The organism is Periweissella fabalis, from assembly GCF_012396505.1.
GTDB lineage: Bacteria > Bacillota > Bacilli > Lactobacillales > Lactobacillaceae > Periweissella > Periweissella fabalis.
Map to the genome: position 1 here is coordinate 123732 of NZ_JAAXPN010000001.1, position 17850 is coordinate 141581.

Genomic DNA, 17850 nt, shown 5'->3' on the forward strand with positions numbered 1-17850 from the left:
CTTTATGGCGAAAAATTTAGTTGGTGAAATCCTAATAAATACAACCACTGTTGAATTAATTATTTATAATAATAGCTCAAATACGGTGATAGAGAGTGTCCACAAAAATATGCAAGGTGGATCTGAAATTTATAGTTCTGGTTCAATTCCTTTCTCGGTCGCCCGCCGTTTACTTGTAATTATGCAAGGTTATCGACAATTAATGGCTGATTATGATGTTGAAAACGTCCAAGTATGGGCCAGTGAATTATTTATGCAAGCATCAAACTCAGAATTTATTGCAGATCAAATAAAACAAGTCACGGGTTATCTTGTTAAAAGTTTAAATAGTAGTCAAGAAGAATTCTATCGAAATCAAGCGATTAGAACGTACTTTCCTGAGTTTGCTCAAATGGCAGCCGAAAACTTATATATTATTGGGATTAATTCCGGTCGACTAGATATCGGCTATTATTCAGATAGTGAATTTAAATTTTCACGTAGTGTCTTATTAGGACCAATTCGAATTGCTGAATCACTTGAAGAGATTGAAAGTCAAATTGTTGATTATCCACAGTTTTTAACTGACTTTATTGGTAGTAAAATTGCAGACTTTGCCCAAGTATTACCGCATCTTGAATCTTGTAAGAATCTATTGGTAGTTGGTTCAGATATTCTTAATAAGGTTTTTATCCCCGTTAATGCCAAAAGTACAACGATTACAGTCGCTGAATTTAAAGCACTCAAACTAAAAATTCAGCATTTATCACGCCAAGCATTGATTGAACAGTTTAATATTCAACCGGAAGTTGTTCGATATATCATGCCCGAAATTTTTATTTTGGAACGCGCGTTTAGCATTATTAATGCACAAACAATTACACTTTCACGTTTGACGGCTATTGATGGTCTAATTTTTGCCCAACCGGGTTTAAAATTACCAGGTGAAGGTGAGATAGTCGCTTCAGCTGAAAATATCGCTGATCAATATCGAGTTGAATATCACCATCGTAAACAAGTTGAAACATTTGCATTACATATTTTTGATCAATTAAAACCAATCCATCATTTGGGGCATCGCGAACGCTTGTTATTGCATGTGGTCTGTATTGTGCATGATATTGGGAACTTTGTGAATAGTTATGCCCACTATATTCATTCAGCTAAATTGATTCAAAGTTTAGATTTTCATGGCCTATCCGATAAAGAACAAGCTATTGTAGCAATGGTTTCCCAATTCCATAGTTCTAAGACACCTGTAGCAGGTGAATATCAAGCTGAGGCGGAACGTTTTAACAAAAAAGAACGGTTATTAATTGCTAAGCTAACGGCTATTTTACGAATTGCTGATGCTTTGGATGATTCACGTTTACAAAAAATTCAGACGATTTCCGTATCTTTACGTGAAAATGAAGTAGTTATTACTGCTACAACCAATGCTAATATCTTATTAGAAACTTGGACTTTTGAACAAAAGGCAGCCTTTTTTATGGATGTCTTTGGAATTCAACCAACATTAAAGAAGAGAGTGAGTCGTAAATAATGAGTGAAAACAATATTTTTGATAAACCAGAATACTTTGTAAATCGTGAATTAAGTTGGTTACAATTTAACGAACGGGTTATTGAAGAGGCACGTGATCGACAAAATCCATTGCTTGATCGGATTCGCTTTCTTGCTATCAGCCAAAATAATCTGGATGAATGGTTCATGGTTCGAGTAGCTTCTTTGGCACAAATGGCCCATGCAGAGGTTAAGAAAAAAGATGCTGCTGGTTACACACCAAAAGAACAATTGGAACTAATTAGTGCCGCAGCAAGCGAACATGTTAAGCTACAATATCAAACTTATACGCGAGTGCTTGTACCAGCATTAAAGGAACATGGAATTAAAATTGTTAAACCAAGCGACTTGGATGCGGCAACTTTAGATTATTTTGAAAATTATTTTAACCGCGAAATTTTTCCAGTGTTAACGCCGATGGCTGATGACCAAACACGGCCATTCCCATTTCTAGCTAACGATAGTTTAAACATTGCTGTTCGTTTATCAAAAGAAAATCAAGCTGGCAAAACTAAGTTATTTGCAACATTGCAAGTTCCAGATAATGTCTTTAAGCGGGTGATAGCAGTTCCTAACCAAGATAAACATTTCGTATTATTAGAGGATATTATTAAACAATTTGTTGAATGTCTTTTTCTTGGTTATACGGTTAAAGAAACGGCAACATATCGCGTTTTACGAGACATGGAACTAGATGTGGCTGAAAATGAGGATGAAACACCTAATTTATTAAAAGAAGTTCAAGCACGTTTAGCAGAACGTGAACGTGGGGATGTGATTCGCTTAGAATGTGAGAGCACAATGAGTCAACATATAAAAAAGCGCCTCCAAGCAGCGCTTCAAGTAGCTAATGTGCGCACTTATGACGTCAATGGCCCAATAGATTTAACTTTCTTATCTGATGTTGCGAAACAAGTTACTGATGTGCCAGCATTAAGCTACCCTAATTTTACAGCTTACGAACCAACTGAATTAATGACAGGAAATATTTTTGATGTCATTCGTAAAAATGATCAATTATTACATCATCCATATGACACTTTTAAGCCTGTCGTACGCTTAATACAACAAGCTGCAATTGATGCAGACGTTTTAGCAATTAAAATGACACTCTATCGTGTATCTGGAGATTCTCCAATTATTAAAGCTTTGGGTCAAGCTGCTAAAAATGGTAAGCAAGTTACCGTATTAGTTGAAGTTAAGGCCCGTTTTGATGAGGAAAATAATGTGCATTGGGCCAAGGAACTCGAACGAATGGGGGTTCATGTAATTTATGGTTTAAAGGGGCTTAAGACCCACTCCAAAATTGCGATGGTTATTCGCCGTGAAGGGGATGAAATTAGACGATACCTTCATTTAGGAACAGGTAACTATAATGATGTTACAGCTCATTTTTATACTGATTTAGGTCTTTTAACTGCTGATACTAATATTGGTATTGATGCTGCCAATGTATTTAATATTTTATCTGGATATTCAGAGCAGCAATATTTTCATGAATTACACATGTCACCAGATGGAATTCGTGAGTTTATTGAAGCTAAAATTGATCAAGAAATTAAGAACGCCCAAGCAGGTAAACCAGCTAAGATTCAAATTAAAGTCAATTCAGTTTCAGATGCTGGCCTTGTTCGAAAATTATATGCAGCAAGTAATGCTGGCGTTAAGGTTGAATTAATTGTTCGCGGAATTGCTATCTTACGGGTCGGCATTCCAGCCGTTAGTGAAAATATTGAACTACATTCAATTGTTGGCCGCTTCTTGGAGCATAGTCGAATTTATATTTTTGCAAACAATGGCCAATCAGAAGTTTACCTTTCAAGTGCGGATTTGATGACACGCAACTTAAACCGGCGAGTTGAATTACTATTCCCAGTACATGCTGATAACTTAAAGCAACGAGTCTTATCAATTTATAATACTATGTGGATGGATAATATTAAAACACGTGTGTTACAATCAGATGGTAGTTACCAAAAGATTGATCGCCGTGGAGTACAAGATTCACTTGATGCTCAAGGGGCCTTTATGGCAGAAGCCACACAAAAGATTAAGGCGCAAAAGCATGCCGAAAAAGAAGCTGAACTTACAGAACGGTTTACACCATTAAATAATCCTTTTGAAGAATAATACTTTTCAAGGATTGATTGGAAGGGGAATAAAGGGATTTATGAAGAAATTTGCGATTATTGACTTAGGGTCAAACTCAGCGCGGATGACAATTAGTGAAATTCATCCAGATGGTTCATACACGGTGCTTGAACGAATGCAAGAAATGGTGCGCTTGTCGAATAATATGGGGCCTAAAAAGGTTTTACAAAAACCAGAAATTGAGCGGACACTTAAAGCACTTGATGGATTTAACCAAGCAATTCACAAATATGATGATATTACGGTTCGAGCAGTTGCAACTGCGGCAGTACGACAAGCAACCAATCAGGCTAAGTTTCTAGAATTAGTGCAAACTAAGGTTGGTTTAACACTTGAAGTTTTAACCGGTGAACAAGAAGCACACTATGACTATTTAGGGGTAATTAATACATTAAATGTTAGCAATACGCTGATTTTGGATACGGGTGGCGCATCATCAGAATTGATTTTTGTCGTTGATAAAGAATCACGCCATGAAGTTAGTATTCCAGTTGGGGCAGTTAATATTTCTGAGAAATTCTTAGAAAAAGATAAGATTAGTGCGGCAGCATTATTTCAAGCATTTACTGCAGTTGATGAACGTTTAAATAGCATTTCCTGGCTTCGGCAAGCCCATGAATTTCCACTAGTAGTCTTAGGCGGGTCTAATCGTACCTTAGGTAAAATATCACGACGTGCTAAGCATATTCAAGATACACCGTTGCATGGCTATCGGATATCAAGTGACGAAGCTTTTGGTATTTATACGGATATTTTGAGTAAAGATTTGGAAGAACGCCGTAAAATTGCGGGTTTAGCTAAAGAACGTGGTGATATTATCGTGGGCGGCTTGATGCCATTAATGGCTTTATTACGGTATGTTGATGCGAATAAAATTACTTTTTCACAAGCTGGAATTCGTGAAGGCATTTTGTTTGAAAAGATTAATGAGTTCACCGGTGAGGCAGTAATTGATCCAGAACCAGCGGCCTTAACCGTTGATATTGATGATTAGTTCAGATAATAGGAGTAGGAGTAAAATGAAGCAAGCACGTATTTTAAATATAGTCGTAACATTATGTTTAATGTTTTGGGTCTTTGATTTAGTAGAAGTCATTCGGTTTTAAATACTGATCAAGTGATTTAAAAGTAAAGTTATCAAAGATAGATAACGGTAAAGTGCATAAGCAATGATGTTGTCTTATGATAAAAGGCAGATAGTAGCATAAAATACAAAAATCCCAGCTGAATTTTCTAAATTCAGTTGGGATTTTTTAGTTTCACTTTTAAACCTTAATTAAAAGATTTCCATTTGCATATTTTTAATGATAATGCTTAAAAATTAGCATATTCATAGTTATTGAGTATATTTATGCCGTTTAAAGTGAAAAATGTTGCATATTATTATTGAAAAACGTATATTAATTTGTATTAAGAAATTGAAGTGAGGGAATATGATGAAAAAACCAGTGTATAAATTATTTTTAGCATGTTTAGCATTTATTTTTATTTTTAGCAATATTGGAACTACTATGGCAGCAACAGATACTCCAAAGTCTGATGCAACCTTAAAACAAATTAAGCAAAGTGGGTTACTAGTCGTTGGGCTATCAGCTGACTATGCGCCATATGAATTTCATCAAACAATTAAGGGTCAAGATGAAATTGTTGGTTTTGATATTTCAATGGCTCGAGCAGTTGCTAAGCAATTAGGGGTTAAATTGCAAATTAAAGAAATGGCGTATGATGCTTTATTGGGAGCTTTAAAAACTGGTAAAATTGATATGATTATTTCAGGGATGAGTCCAACTCCTGAACGGGCCAAAGAAGTCAATTTTTCTAAACCATACTTACATGTTAAGCAACAAGTGTTAGTTCGGGCAGCTGATAAAAACAAATATAAAGATGTTACAGATTTCTCTAATGTTAGTGTGGCTGCACAAAAGAGTACGACGCAAGCTGATTTAGCAACGCAAGCTTTACCTGGTGCTAAGCCAGTGCTGTTAACTAAATTTACAGATGCAATCTTACAATTGCAATCAGGTAAAGTGGGGGCAATTGTAGTTGAAAGTCCGGTTGGTGAAGCATATGTACAACACGATAAGCAATTGGCTTTAGTACCAATGAATTTTCCCAATGATATTGGTACGACAGTTATTGCAATGCCTAAAGGTGCGAATGCTTTAACGGCACAAGTTAATACGGTAATTGATCGCGTTAGTCATGATGGTTCGTTTAAAAAATGGCAACATTTAGCTAATGAGCAATTATTTGTTTCAAAAAGTTTCTTTGCTCAATACGGTAGTTACTTTATCTCAGGGACTGGTTTGACAGTTGTATTGGCAATTATTGGGGTTTTCTTTGGAGCTATTTTAGGAGTTATCTTGGCATTATTAAAACGTGCTAAACTCGATACATCTAATTCATGGCTAGTTCGTTTTGGGAAGCTAATTGGTAAAATTATTTCCAATGTTTACATTGAGTTTGTACGTGGAACACCGTTGATGGTGCAAGTTTATATTATCTTTTTTGGCGCCACATGGTTATTTCATTTAAATATTAGTGCTTTTGCATCGGGGGCAATTGCTGTTAGTTTGAATTCAGCGGCTTATGTAGCTGAAATTATTCGTTCTGGAATTAATTCAGTAGCTAATGGTCAAAATGAAGCTGCACGTTCCTTAGGTTTGTCAGCTGGACAAACGATGCGCTATGTTATTCTTCCACAAGCGGTTAAGAATATTTTACCTGCACTAGGAAATGAGTTTGTGACAGTTATTAAAGAATCTTCGGTTGTATCTGTTATCGGAGTTGGAGAATTAATGTTTAAAACAGCAACTGTTCAAGGGGCCTCATTTAACCCGTTCTTACCGCTTGTTATTACCGCATTAATTTACTTCATTTTGACGTTTGGTTTGACACGAATCTTAAACTTATTTGAAAAACGTTTCAACTTAGGTTAATTGTGAAACAAGGCTGGTAAAATTTATTTTTACTGGCCTTTTGGTGTGTCATTATTGATAATAGCAACCTTTTTTAGTTGCAGTTGCGTTGGTAGAATCTTTATAATAAACTAAGAAATAAGGATAGTGTTAAAAAGTTAACGCTAATAAGATAGGAAGATAGTGACTATGATTAATAAAAATCAACTAAAAGTTAGTTTTCTATTAGCGATGGTGTGTCTTGTTATTAAAGTATTTATCAATAATTTTGATCATACATCAATGACAAGTAAATTTATTCAGACAATTAATGTTCTCGGTGCTAGTGGGTATTGGTTCTTGCCAATTATTGTTGGTGTTTGGCTGATAGTGATGTTTACATTTGGCTTTTACATATTTTTTCGAATATTAAATGCAATTGTTCATGCATTGTATCGGCGGCGGTAAGGCTTAACTTACATCTAAAAGGCAAGGCAGAAGTGTTACTAAAGGCGGGCGATATTGAGGAATAATACGATACCCCTGAAGAATTTTTCTTCAGGGGTATCGTATTATTTGGAATATAGCTGCTAAAAATAGTTGTGTCCCAGCTTCTTTTGTATTCAAAAAATAACCGCTTGGGCCAATTTTCTGACCGCTTAAGCTAGAGCCATTTACTGATTCATATGGATGTGGAATACTGTATATACGGAGAGGGAAATATGAAAATAACAATTGAAATTGATCCATCAATCCCAGATCTAGAAGTTGTGTTGCGGACACCCCAATTTAATGAACAAGTTAGCGAACTTCAAAATATCTTACAGGCTTTTGATGCAAATCAAGTGCCTGAATTAATAGCCCCAATTACATACATTAAAGATGATACGGAATATTACTTTAATAATGCAGAGGTCTTATTTTTTGAAACAGATGATCGGGATGTATATGCACATACCATTAACGATGCTTACATTGTAAAACAGCGTCTTTATGAGTTAGAACAACGGCTAATGCCTGGATTTATGCGGATTTCAAAATCAGCACTATTAAATGTTCATGCGGTCTATGGTTTAACACGCACAGTTACTGGTGCAACGGTCGGATTTCAAAATAGTCCTAAAGTTGCTTTCGTTTCCCGCCGTTATTTCAAAGATTTAAAAGAACGTTTAGAAGAGGAGCGTAATTTATGAATAAAAATACAATTGTTCCCGGTTTAGGTTTTCTAGCAGCTGGTGTATTCTTAGTTGTGTATGAACTTGGATGGTTAAACTTCCATGTTGGTATGTGGACTTTAATTTTTACAGTGATTTTAGTTTTCTTTATGGTAAAAAACTTACTTAAAGGTGGCATTGTTGTGCCAGTGGCTAGTTTAGCAATTTTAACAATGCTATATGCTAATCCATTAGGCATTGAAAAATTAGTTCCATGGACAATTATTGCAGTGGCTATTTTAATGATAATTGGTTTAGAGTTAATCTTTAAGACTAAAAGTCGTAGGTATTATATTTTTAATCAAGGGACTGAGCATAATAAATTTAAGAAAAAATATGTGTATGGTCCTGATGATGTACAAGATAGTGTTGCGAGTGATTTAAACTTAAATGCTAATATGACATCAACATTTCGCTATGTTAAGTCACAGGATTTTCAAAATGGTCAAGTTACTGCTAAAATGGCAAGTGTGAAAATCTACTTTGACAAGGCCCATATTAATACCACAGCAACATTAAACTTGGATGTCAATCTGTCAGATGTTTCAATTTATGTTCCACGCGATTGGCATGTTGTAAACCAAGTTAACCCATTATTAAGTGATGTAGAAGAAAAGACCCCGGCTGATGAGATTACTACGGCCGAATTGATTATTACTGGGAATGTTAATCTTTCAGCGGTTAATATTTATCATATATAAGTGAAAGCCTAGTAGCTAATATATTTGAAATACGCTAGATGCCAACCTGAAGAATTTTTCAGTAGGACATCTGGCGTATTTTTTGAAAGTAAACTAACATTAAATATTAATTAATAGTGTGGACATAGGTAATATCAATGGTTTATTTCTAAAATTACTATTATTTTTAATTAATAATGTAATTGCTTGTTATTTAAGAATTTGTTAAGATAATTGAATAACAATGAGCAAAGGAGCACATTATGGAAAATATTTTACAAGTTAGCCAATTAAGTAAACGATTTGGTAAGAAACAAGCCTTATCTAATGTTGAATTTACGGTTGGAAAAGGTCGCATTGTTGGGTTAATTGGGCCAAATGGGGCCGGAAAAACAACAATCATGAAAGCCATTTTAGGTTTGTTCTCATATGAAGATGGTCAAATTAAGATTGATAATCAACCGGTATCTGAAACGAGTCATCAAGCCTTAGCTAAAGTCGGCGCATTAATTGAATATCCTGCTATCTATCCATATTTGAGTGGATTAGATCATTTAAAGTTAAATGCAACGGGTGATGATGTTACTAATCGGATTGATCGATTAGTAAAGCAAATGAAAATGGATAGCTATATTACACGGAAAGCTAAAAATTATTCTCTTGGGATGAAGCAAAAGCTAGGGATTGCCTTAGCTTTGATCAATCAACCAGAATTAGTTATTTTGGATGAACCAATGAATGGCTTAGATCCACAAGCCACTAAGGATTTACGAGATGTAATTATTGAGCAAGCAGCTGCAGGAACCGCCTTTTTAATCTCAAGTCATATCTTAAGCGAATTAGAAAAACTTGTTAGTGAAGTCGTAATTATCGATCATGGAGAAGTAATTAAGCAAGCAACAATTGCTAATTTGAATCAAGATCAAGCGGATTATATTATCTTGAAAACAAGTGATGATGAGCAAGCACAAATAATTTTACAACAAGCTGGGATTGCCGTTATGAAAGCTCCCGGGGTAGTCTTTAATCAAACAGCAACGGTAACTTTAGCAGTTGTTTTAAAAACATTAATTCAAGCTAATATTGACGTATTTGATGTTTTACACCAAGGTGAAGACTTAGAAGCCTCATTATTGTCAATTTTACACAATGAAACTAAGGAGGGTTAGACATGACGACCTTATTACGACAAGAAATGTTTAAGTTACGACACCAAAATATTACATGGATTACAGTTGGGTTTAATTTAATTGTGATGACATTATTTGCGGTACTTACAAAGCTAAAACCTACATGGTTTGATGCAAATAATGAGGTTGCTATGGGATTTAGCGGCACCTTATTTTTAGTATTTTTCTTGATTGGTGTGGCTTCAACTATTGTAGCGGCAGAATTTCAATATGGCACAATTAAAGCGTTATTATATCGAAAATATTATCGTGGACAAGTCTTTGCAAGTAAGGTAGTAACCTTATTAGTGTATTCAATTATTAACTATATAATTATTTTTGGATACACTATGGTTTTAAAATTAATCCTTTTTGGAAATGTTGATTTAACTGCTAAAATCGGTAAGACAACCATTATTGGGCAGTTAGGATTGAATTTGTTAGGATCATTTGTAGGTCTTTGGTTAATCTTGGCGTTAGTATTATTAATTGCTAATTTATTTAAAACAAGTTCAGCCGCGATTACGATTGGTATTTTAAGTTACTTTGCAGCGTCAATATTACAAGTTGTGCAATCATTTGCTATCCAAAAATGGAACTGGCTAAAATGGAATCCGTTGAATATGCTTAATGCAGGGGCGCAGATTAAGGATTCTACATTGCATAGTTTTACAAAATTATCATTAACAGCAATTACAACCGGTAGTATTGTATATACATTAATTTTCTTATTAATTGGTTATTATATCTTTAAAAAGCGCAATGTTTAACCAAAGTTAAAGTGTTTGGTTTAAATTAATATTCCCGAATAGTTTATAATAGTTATATTTAACAAATAGGGGGGATTGTTTATGAAAAAAATACCACGAGTACTAGCATATGTTGGGTTAACAATTGTTTTGATTATTTCATTAGGATTAATTTTTAATCAGCAGATTGCTAAGTTTGCACTTGAAACTTACCATCCACATGTTACTAGTAAGTCAATTCAGGCTGCTAAGCAAAAGCCAGCTAGCTTTGATTGGCAAAAAGTTGACAGTGTTTCATCAACGCAAATTATTCAAGCACGGTTTAAAACAAATGATGCTAATTTCATAGGATATGTGGCGGTGCCCTCAATGGGGATTGCTTTGCCAATTTCTGCAGGAACGGGTGGTGATAACTTAGCTTTGGGGGCAGCAACGGTTTTACCACAACAAGAAATGGGAACAGGGAATTATGTATTAGCCAGTCATATGGTCTATATTGGTAAGAATTTATTATTTTCACCTTTGTATTACCATAAAGCTCAAGGAGCTAAAGGACAAAAAATTTATTTAACTGATTTGAAGCATGTTTATGAATATACAACAACTGAGTATAAAGTTGTGCCATCGACGGCAGTCCAAATTACTAATCCTGTTCCTGGGAAAAAAGTAATTACATTATTTACATGCAACTATACACATAATGATGGCCGAGTAGTATTACGCGGTGAATTAACTAAAACGATGACATGGCATGAAACGTCAAATAAAGTTAAAGACTATTTCAAAAATCAAAATAACTCGGGGAATTGATAAAAAGGTAGTTATTTAATGTTATCTTAATGAAGGGTATGCTATAATTGGCATTCATAATAAATTTACTACTCAAATTAAGGCTAATGCTACAAATAAATCACAAATGTAATATAAGAAATGCGGTTGAAATTGTTATTTCAGCCGCATTTTCTTATTGCAAGAGCACATTTATTAGCGGTTAGAAGTTTTGTTTCAAACTTGAAAAGACGTATAATTTAGTTTTTAAACGTAATATTCTGGTAATTAAGGAATAGCTGAATTATACTTATTCACAAAAAGGAGGTACAAAATGATTGCAATTGGGACACAAAACAAATTATCACTAACCGTCACGTTAGCTGATACTGCAGTAACATTTAAAAGTGGTAGTTTACCAGTTCTAGCAACACCTCGATTAATTGCTCTATGCGAAGAGGCTGCTTGCCAATTGATTGAGTCAACCTTGGAAAATCAGCAAACAACGGTGGGAACATTAATTAATGTTCAACACTTAGCAGCCTCACCAATTGGGCAAACTGTAACCGTTACGTGCACACTAATTGCACATAAAGATAGAAAATTTCAATTCGCCATCGAAGCCATCGATGCTCAGCAAGTAGTTGCGCAAGGGTACCATGAACGAGTGTTAGTTGATGCCGATAAATTTATGAAAAAAATTAGTGATAAGTAAATTTTATTTACGTAATCTTTATAATAATTTAGTAGTTAAATTTGATTTAAAAATGGATAATAAAGATACGTTCATATTTTAAAATTAGGAAAGTAGGGTCAGCATATTTTAAGCCGATTTAAAACACGTTATATATATTATTTAATTGCCGCACTCGTCATAAATGCGGTCAGTATTATTATTTTACCAAGGATTTTAAATAGTTTTGATGTGCCGTTTCATATCAATCGAGTGGTTGGTGCATGGGGCGGCTGGAAAAGTGGTCAAATTCTACCATACTTAAATCCATGGGCACTTCATGGGCTTGGCTTAGGATCAAATTATTTTTATGGAACCTGGCAAGCTTTCATTTTAGCGCCAATATATGGTTTGACACATTCAGTCGCATTTACGTTTACACTTTTTAATATTGTTGCGACATTTGTAGCAGGGATATTAATGGATAAATTGTTACGACAATTTTTTCAATCTGATGCGGTAATCATTGCAAGTAGTTTTTATATGTTGTCGCCCTTTATGGTGCATAATTTATTTGTTACACAAGATCAAGGGGCTATTATGGGAATTGCCTTATTACCGATGATTTTTATTGGTGTGTTTCGAATATTGCAGCAACAAGCTAATGGAATTGGTTACTTAGCTATTGGTAGTGCATTATTATTATCAAGTCATTTATTAAGTACGTTTTTGGCATTTATTGCAGTCATAATTGTTCTGTTGACAAATTGGCGTCGCTTTAATGGCCGAATTATCCTTAACTTCATTTATGCCGGCTTATTAGCTTTAGTGCTTAGTGCCTTTTTCTGGGTGCCTTTAATTGAATTAAAGTCGCTAAACCTTTACAACGCCTTCTTTAAAGATATTTATGTTATGGACCGTACAGCGGCTTTCTTGACAAGATCAAATAGTTGGCAACCATATAGTATTTTAATTAAGGTCGTCAATGCCTTAGTTGTACTTGGAACTTTGTTTTTGATTATTAAGTGGCGGTCTGTCAAAGCTCGAACTACGCAATTACAATTTAGTTTGTTTAAATTAAGTCTAGGAATTGCTTTTGGATTTACATTTTTAAGTTATGCACCACTAAATTGGCGTTACTTACCAAGTGTTTTTTATAATCTACAATTTTTATGGCGCTTTATGTATATCGGCTATTTCTTTATCGCAATATTACTTGCCGTACTAATTGAAGCATTTGTCCGTCAAGGTAATACTAATGGATACACACGTAGATTAGCCTGGCCAGTTCTCATTGGGTTAAGCCTCACGATAGTTTTAGCCTTAGGACAAACTTGGCAATATGCGCATTCAGTGCGACATGCAGTTAAGTTAGATCGCCATGTGGCAGTACTTGCCAATGGGTATAAACAGTTTAATCCGCATAGTAAAAATGATGCCTGGTATTTTGAATATGCTAGTACGGGGGTTTATTTACACCAAGCCCTCATTAGTGATCCGGCACCTATTTTGGCCAATCATCACATCGATACAAAAGCAATTAAGACCCAGCCATTAAAGGCAGGGAAATTTATTAGTGCCCATGTTAAAGTGACCGCACCCGATAATTATTTAATTTTTAAGAAGATTTACTATCCAGGTTACTATGTACATTTAGCTAGTGGCAAGCATAAAAATATTCAAGCGACCCATAATACTGATGGCTTAGTAGCTGTACGATTACCTGCACATTATCAAGGTCAAATCGATTTAGGATTTCAAACACCATTACGCTATATTTGGTTGTGGGCTATGTCACTTAGTGGATTAATTGCCTGTGGAATTATGATGTATCGGCAGCGAAAGTTAGTGCCCCCTTTTCATAAGGCGTTATTTTGATAAATATTAAAAATGCGAGCCGTATAAAAGGCGCCTAGATAACGCATCAAAAAAGACTGAATTTGTAAAAATTTGGTCTTTTTTTTCGTATTTTATTATCTAAGTCTTTTTGCGATCTGCCTTTTAATATGTGTTGGTAATGTTGGCGATTTTCAAGATACTAGTATGACAGGATAGTGGCAACCTTCATTAAAATTGTGTAAGCAAGGTCTGATAATCAGATGAAAATTAAAGAAAGTTTAAAGAATAGCTTTGATATAACACTATATATTCGCTATAATCTAAACAATATGGTTTTCTTCTACCAAATGAAGATAATAAAAGAATAAGAGAGGAGCTTAGAATGGAACAATCACAAAAAGGGATTTCTGCATATGCTTTGTTTGTTGGCTCATTCCTTAGTAATACAGGAATTAGCTTTATTTGGCCGTTAACAACGATTTATATGCACGATTATTTAGGCAAAAGCCTAACAGTGGCAGGATTAGTTTTATTTATAAATTCACTATTTACAATGCTTGGAACAAATATCGGAGGTTATTTATACGATAATTGGAGCCATTTTAAAACAGTCTTAATAGGAACGTTATTAGTAACTTTTTCTAGTGCAATGTTGATTTTTAATCATCAATGGCCTAATTATGCGTTTTGGCTAATTTTATTAGGTTTTGGGAATGGTTTGATTGTGACTGCGGTTAATTCGTTTGCAACGATGGTTGAAGGTAAAACCCCTAGTTATGTCTATAATGTCTTATATTTTATGAGTAATTTGGGGCTTGTTGTTGGAACTTTAATGGTTGGTTTTTTACTCCATCTAGGGATTAGTATCGTGTTTGGAGCGGCAGCAGTTTTATATATTATTCTATTAGGAATTGTTATTATTGCCTATCGTGGGCATGAACAAGAAAGTAATATTGCTCGTAATTATCATGGTGGTGGTGAGTATATTGAACGCTCAAGCATGATTCGTATCATGACACTGTTATTCTTATTAGCAATCATTTGGGTCTTTTATGAACAATGGCAAAGTAATATATCAGCGTACATGGTGTCACATGGCTATACGGTTAAGGATTATAGTTATATGTGGACGGTTAATGCGTTGTTAATTGTCTTAATTCAACCAATTATGACATACTTTGATGATTTCTTATTGCGCCATATTAACTTCCGTTTGTATGTTGGCTTTTTCTTAATTGGGGCTTCATTTTTAATTTTGCCATTTGCACAACACACGTATGTCTTATTTATGGCATCAATGGCATTATTGACGGTTGGTGAAATTGCATGTTTACCTGCGGTAGCTACTTTTGTCAATATGTTGGCCCCTGATTCACAGAAGGGTAAGTTTCAGGGATTGGTTGCTGGAGCAGGAGCTTTAGGTCGAGCTATCGGCCCATTCTTAGGAGCTTTAATTATTGATTTTGCGTCATATACTGACTTATTTATTGTTTCGACGGTAGTTATTTGGTTAGTAACGCTAATCTTTTTAGTTATTAATCAACGCATGCAAGTTAAAACAAGCGAAAAATAAAATATTTAATAATCTAATATGGTTTAATTTTGGCACTACGCTAAAATTAAGCCATTTCTTTTACTCAAAATTACTAATTTACTTGAGCCGATTGAATAAAATCGCTAGTACTTATATACTATAAGTAAGTAAAATTGGCAATGAGCTATTATGCATGAATATACTTCATTTTAAGCATATTCATATTTAAATTGTATAAAATTGACATAAATTAGAATTATGTTTGTTCTTATGCAAAATAATTGATAGACTAACAGATATTAAAATACGAAGAGGTGAACAGCGATGAGTGCAGTACTAGAAATTAAAAATGTAGAGAAGCATTTTGGTGATACCGCCGTAATAAAAAATATTACTGAAACAGTTAACAAAGGTGAAGTAATCGCCGTTTTAGGACCTTCTGGAGCAGGAAAGTCAACTTTCTTGCGGGCTTTAAATATGCTTGAAGCTCCTTCAGCAGGTGAGATTATTTTTGAAGGTCAAGATTTAACAAAGCTAAATGATAAACAGCTTGATAAATTACGTATGAACATGGGAATGGTATTTCAATCATTTAATCTCTTTCCTAATATGTCAGTCTTAGAAAATATTAAATTAGCACCAATGAAGATTAAAAAAGTAAGTAATGATGAAGCAACTAAGGTAGCAAGGGAATTGTTAGCAAAGGTTGGCTTAGCTGATAAAGCAGATGTTTTTCCAAGTAGTCTTTCTGGTGGTCAACAACAACGAGTGGCAATTGCACGGGCTTTAGCAATGAAACCAGAAGTAATGCTATTTGATGAACCAACCTCAGCCTTAGATCCTGAAATGGTGGGTGAGGTTTTGAAGGTTATGCAAGATTTAGCAGATGAAGGGATGACAATGGTAGTTGTCACGCATGAAATGGGCTTTGCCCGCGAAGTCGCTACAAAAGTTTGGTTTATGGCTGACGGATTTATTCAAGAAAATGCGGCCCCTGAAGATTTCTTTGCAGCACCTAAGACAGAACGTGCTAAAGACTTTTTAGCTAAGATTCTCTAAAATAATAATCTAGAAGACCATTAAGATGCCTCCTTGAAGAATTTTTCTTCAGGGAGGCATTTGTTGTATTGTGCATATATCTGATTGAAAAATTAATGGGGGTCCTTTAAATTTTAATATTGGTCTGAAGTTACGATATTTTTTTATCTAAGTGATTTCAAATTTGTCTTAAAATTAGTTGACCATTTTGATGATAAAGATAATAAAGTTGTTGTTTGGTATTAGCAAATATAAGTAATATTAAGGTTTTGCTAGTAATAATAAAAGCTATACCAATTACTAAATTAGATTGACGTTATCGTCTTTTCCGCCTAAACTGAAGGCGTAATCAAGAAATTAATTGGCGCTGATTTGTTAAAATGGGGGGCATTATGAAAAAACAAGATTTAAGTCAAATTATTACAGCATTCCAAACACAATTTAATACAAGACCAAGTGATATGTTTTTTTCACCTGGGCGGGTTAATTTGATTGGTGAACATACAGATTATAATGGTGGTCATGTTTTTCCAATTACCTTAACTTTAGGCACATATGGGGTTGCTCGACGGCGTAAAGATCAGTTAGTACGTTTGTATTCACTTAATTTTCCAGAATTAGGCGTGATTAGTTTTGAAATTAGCGATACTACTAAATTACCAGAGCATAATTGGGCTAATTTTGTTAAGGGAGTAATCAAATCGTTAACGGAGTTAGGTTATGTGATTGATTATGGCTTTGATTTGGCTATTGATGGCGATATTCCTATTGCAGCTGGGCTTTCTTCATCAGCCTCGCTTGAACTACTAATTGGGGTTGTCATTCAACGATTATTTGACTTTAAAATTCCACGATTACAATTAGTAATGGCAGGCCACCAAGCAGAAAATGATTTTATTGGGGTTAATACTGGCTTGATGGATCAATTTTCCGTTGGCTTTGGTGCACCTAATACAGCCATCTTTCTAGATACAAATACTTTAGGTTACCGATTAGTTCCGGTAATATTACATGATTATGAAATCATTATTATGAATACAAATAAACCACGAAGTTTGGTAACGTCAAAATATAATGAACGAGTTAGGGAAACCCAGCAGGCCTTACAAGCTTTACAAACAGAATTACCGATTGAGAGTTTGGGTGATATTGATATGACAACTTTTACAAGCCATCAAAAGCTTATAAAAGATCCGCTTCTTTTAAAGCGTGCTCGACATGCAGTCAGTGAGAATCAACGCACAATTAAAGCGGTGAAGCAATTAGCTCAAGGTGATTTAATTGAATTTGGTATGTTACTAAATCAATCGCATGCGTCATTACGTGATGATTATGATGTGACAGGCATTGAATTAGATACATTAGTTACCGCGGCACAAGAATTTCCAGGTGTTTTAGGGGCCCGGATGACTGGAGCGGGCTTTGGTGGGTGTGCGATTGCCTTAGTACCTAAAAAAAGCCGGGCTCGTTTTGAGCAACAAGTAGGAGCACGGTTCCATCAAGTTGTGGGCTATGATGCTAGTTTTTATGACGTGGAAATCGGTCCGGGAGCTCAATGGATTGGACCGGTAAAAGACTAGTTAATAGTGGTTATTG

15 protein-coding genes are annotated in these 17850 nt (G+C 34.8%); all 15 read left to right on the top strand.

Annotation, left to right across the window (positions count from 1 at the left end; all coding sequences use genetic code 11):
- Positions 1-4 precede the first annotated feature (4 nt).
- The 15 genes from HF964_RS00620 to HF964_RS00690 all read left to right on the top strand — a co-directional run bounded on the left by HF964_RS00620 (position 5) and on the right by HF964_RS00690 (position 17834).
- Complete coding sequence (locus tag HF964_RS00620) at positions 5-1522, top strand: Ppx/GppA phosphatase family protein (RefSeq protein WP_168721121.1); 1518 nt, start codon at positions 5-7, stop codon at positions 1520-1522.
- Positions 1522-3672, top strand: a complete 2151-nt coding sequence (locus HF964_RS00625; protein ID WP_168721122.1) for an RNA degradosome polyphosphate kinase — start codon at positions 1522-1524, stop codon at positions 3670-3672. The genes HF964_RS00620 and HF964_RS00625 overlap by 1 nt, the downstream gene beginning before the upstream one ends.
- 40 nt (positions 3673-3712) lie before the next feature.
- The gene (locus tag HF964_RS00630) at positions 3713-4687 is read left to right on the top strand and encodes a Ppx/GppA family phosphatase (RefSeq protein WP_168721123.1); all 975 of its coding nucleotides are present in this window, start codon (positions 3713-3715) and stop codon (positions 4685-4687) included.
- Between the two features lie 442 nt (positions 4688-5129).
- On the top strand, positions 5130-6632 hold the full coding sequence (locus HF964_RS00635; protein ID WP_168721563.1) for an ABC transporter substrate-binding protein/permease: 1503 nt from the start codon (positions 5130-5132) through the stop codon (positions 6630-6632).
- 168 nt (positions 6633-6800) lie between these two features.
- Positions 6801-7058 carry a hypothetical protein gene (locus HF964_RS00640; RefSeq protein ID WP_168721124.1) on the top strand — a complete coding sequence of 86 codons (258 nt, stop codon included), beginning with the start codon at positions 6801-6803 and terminating at the stop codon, positions 7056-7058.
- Positions 7059-7312: 254 nt separating this feature from the next.
- Positions 7313-7783, top strand: coding sequence for a LytTR family DNA-binding domain-containing protein (locus tag HF964_RS00645; protein ID WP_168721125.1), 471 nt, complete (start codon positions 7313-7315; stop codon positions 7781-7783).
- A complete protein-coding gene (locus tag HF964_RS00650; protein ID WP_168721126.1) occupies positions 7780-8505 on the top strand; it encodes a LiaF transmembrane domain-containing protein in 726 nt (241 codons plus the stop codon). The genes HF964_RS00645 and HF964_RS00650 overlap by 4 nt, the downstream gene beginning before the upstream one ends.
- A 242-nt stretch (positions 8506-8747) precedes the next feature.
- Complete coding sequence (locus HF964_RS00655; protein ID WP_210726970.1) at positions 8748-9653, top strand: ABC transporter ATP-binding protein; 906 nt, start codon at positions 8748-8750, stop codon at positions 9651-9653.
- A gap of 2 nt (positions 9654-9655) precedes the next feature.
- Entirely contained in the window at positions 9656-10423 is a 768-nt protein-coding gene (locus tag HF964_RS00660; protein WP_168721127.1) for an ABC transporter permease, read from the top strand.
- Between the two features lie 81 nt (positions 10424-10504).
- Positions 10505-11212 carry a class A sortase gene (locus tag HF964_RS00665; protein ID WP_168721128.1) on the top strand — a complete coding sequence of 236 codons (708 nt, stop codon included), beginning with the start codon at positions 10505-10507 and terminating at the stop codon, positions 11210-11212.
- Positions 11213-11504: 292 nt separating this feature from the next.
- Complete coding sequence (locus tag HF964_RS00670; RefSeq protein WP_168721129.1) at positions 11505-11885, top strand: thioesterase family protein; 381 nt, start codon at positions 11505-11507, stop codon at positions 11883-11885.
- Positions 11886-12095: 210 nt separating this feature from the next.
- Positions 12096-13721, top strand: coding sequence for a YfhO family protein (locus tag HF964_RS00675; protein ID WP_168721130.1), 1626 nt, complete (start codon positions 12096-12098; stop codon positions 13719-13721).
- Between the two features lie 343 nt (positions 13722-14064).
- Positions 14065-15255: an MDR family MFS transporter gene (locus HF964_RS00680; protein WP_168721131.1), complete on the top strand. Its 1191-nt coding sequence runs from the start codon at positions 14065-14067 to the stop codon at positions 15253-15255.
- A 285-nt stretch (positions 15256-15540) separates the two neighbouring features.
- Entirely contained in the window at positions 15541-16275 is a 735-nt protein-coding gene (locus HF964_RS00685; protein WP_168721132.1) for an amino acid ABC transporter ATP-binding protein, read from the top strand.
- Between the two features lie 371 nt (positions 16276-16646).
- Positions 16647-17834, top strand: coding sequence for a galactokinase (locus tag HF964_RS00690; protein ID WP_246220217.1), 1188 nt, complete (start codon positions 16647-16649; stop codon positions 17832-17834).
- Positions 17835-17850 lie beyond the last annotated feature (16 nt).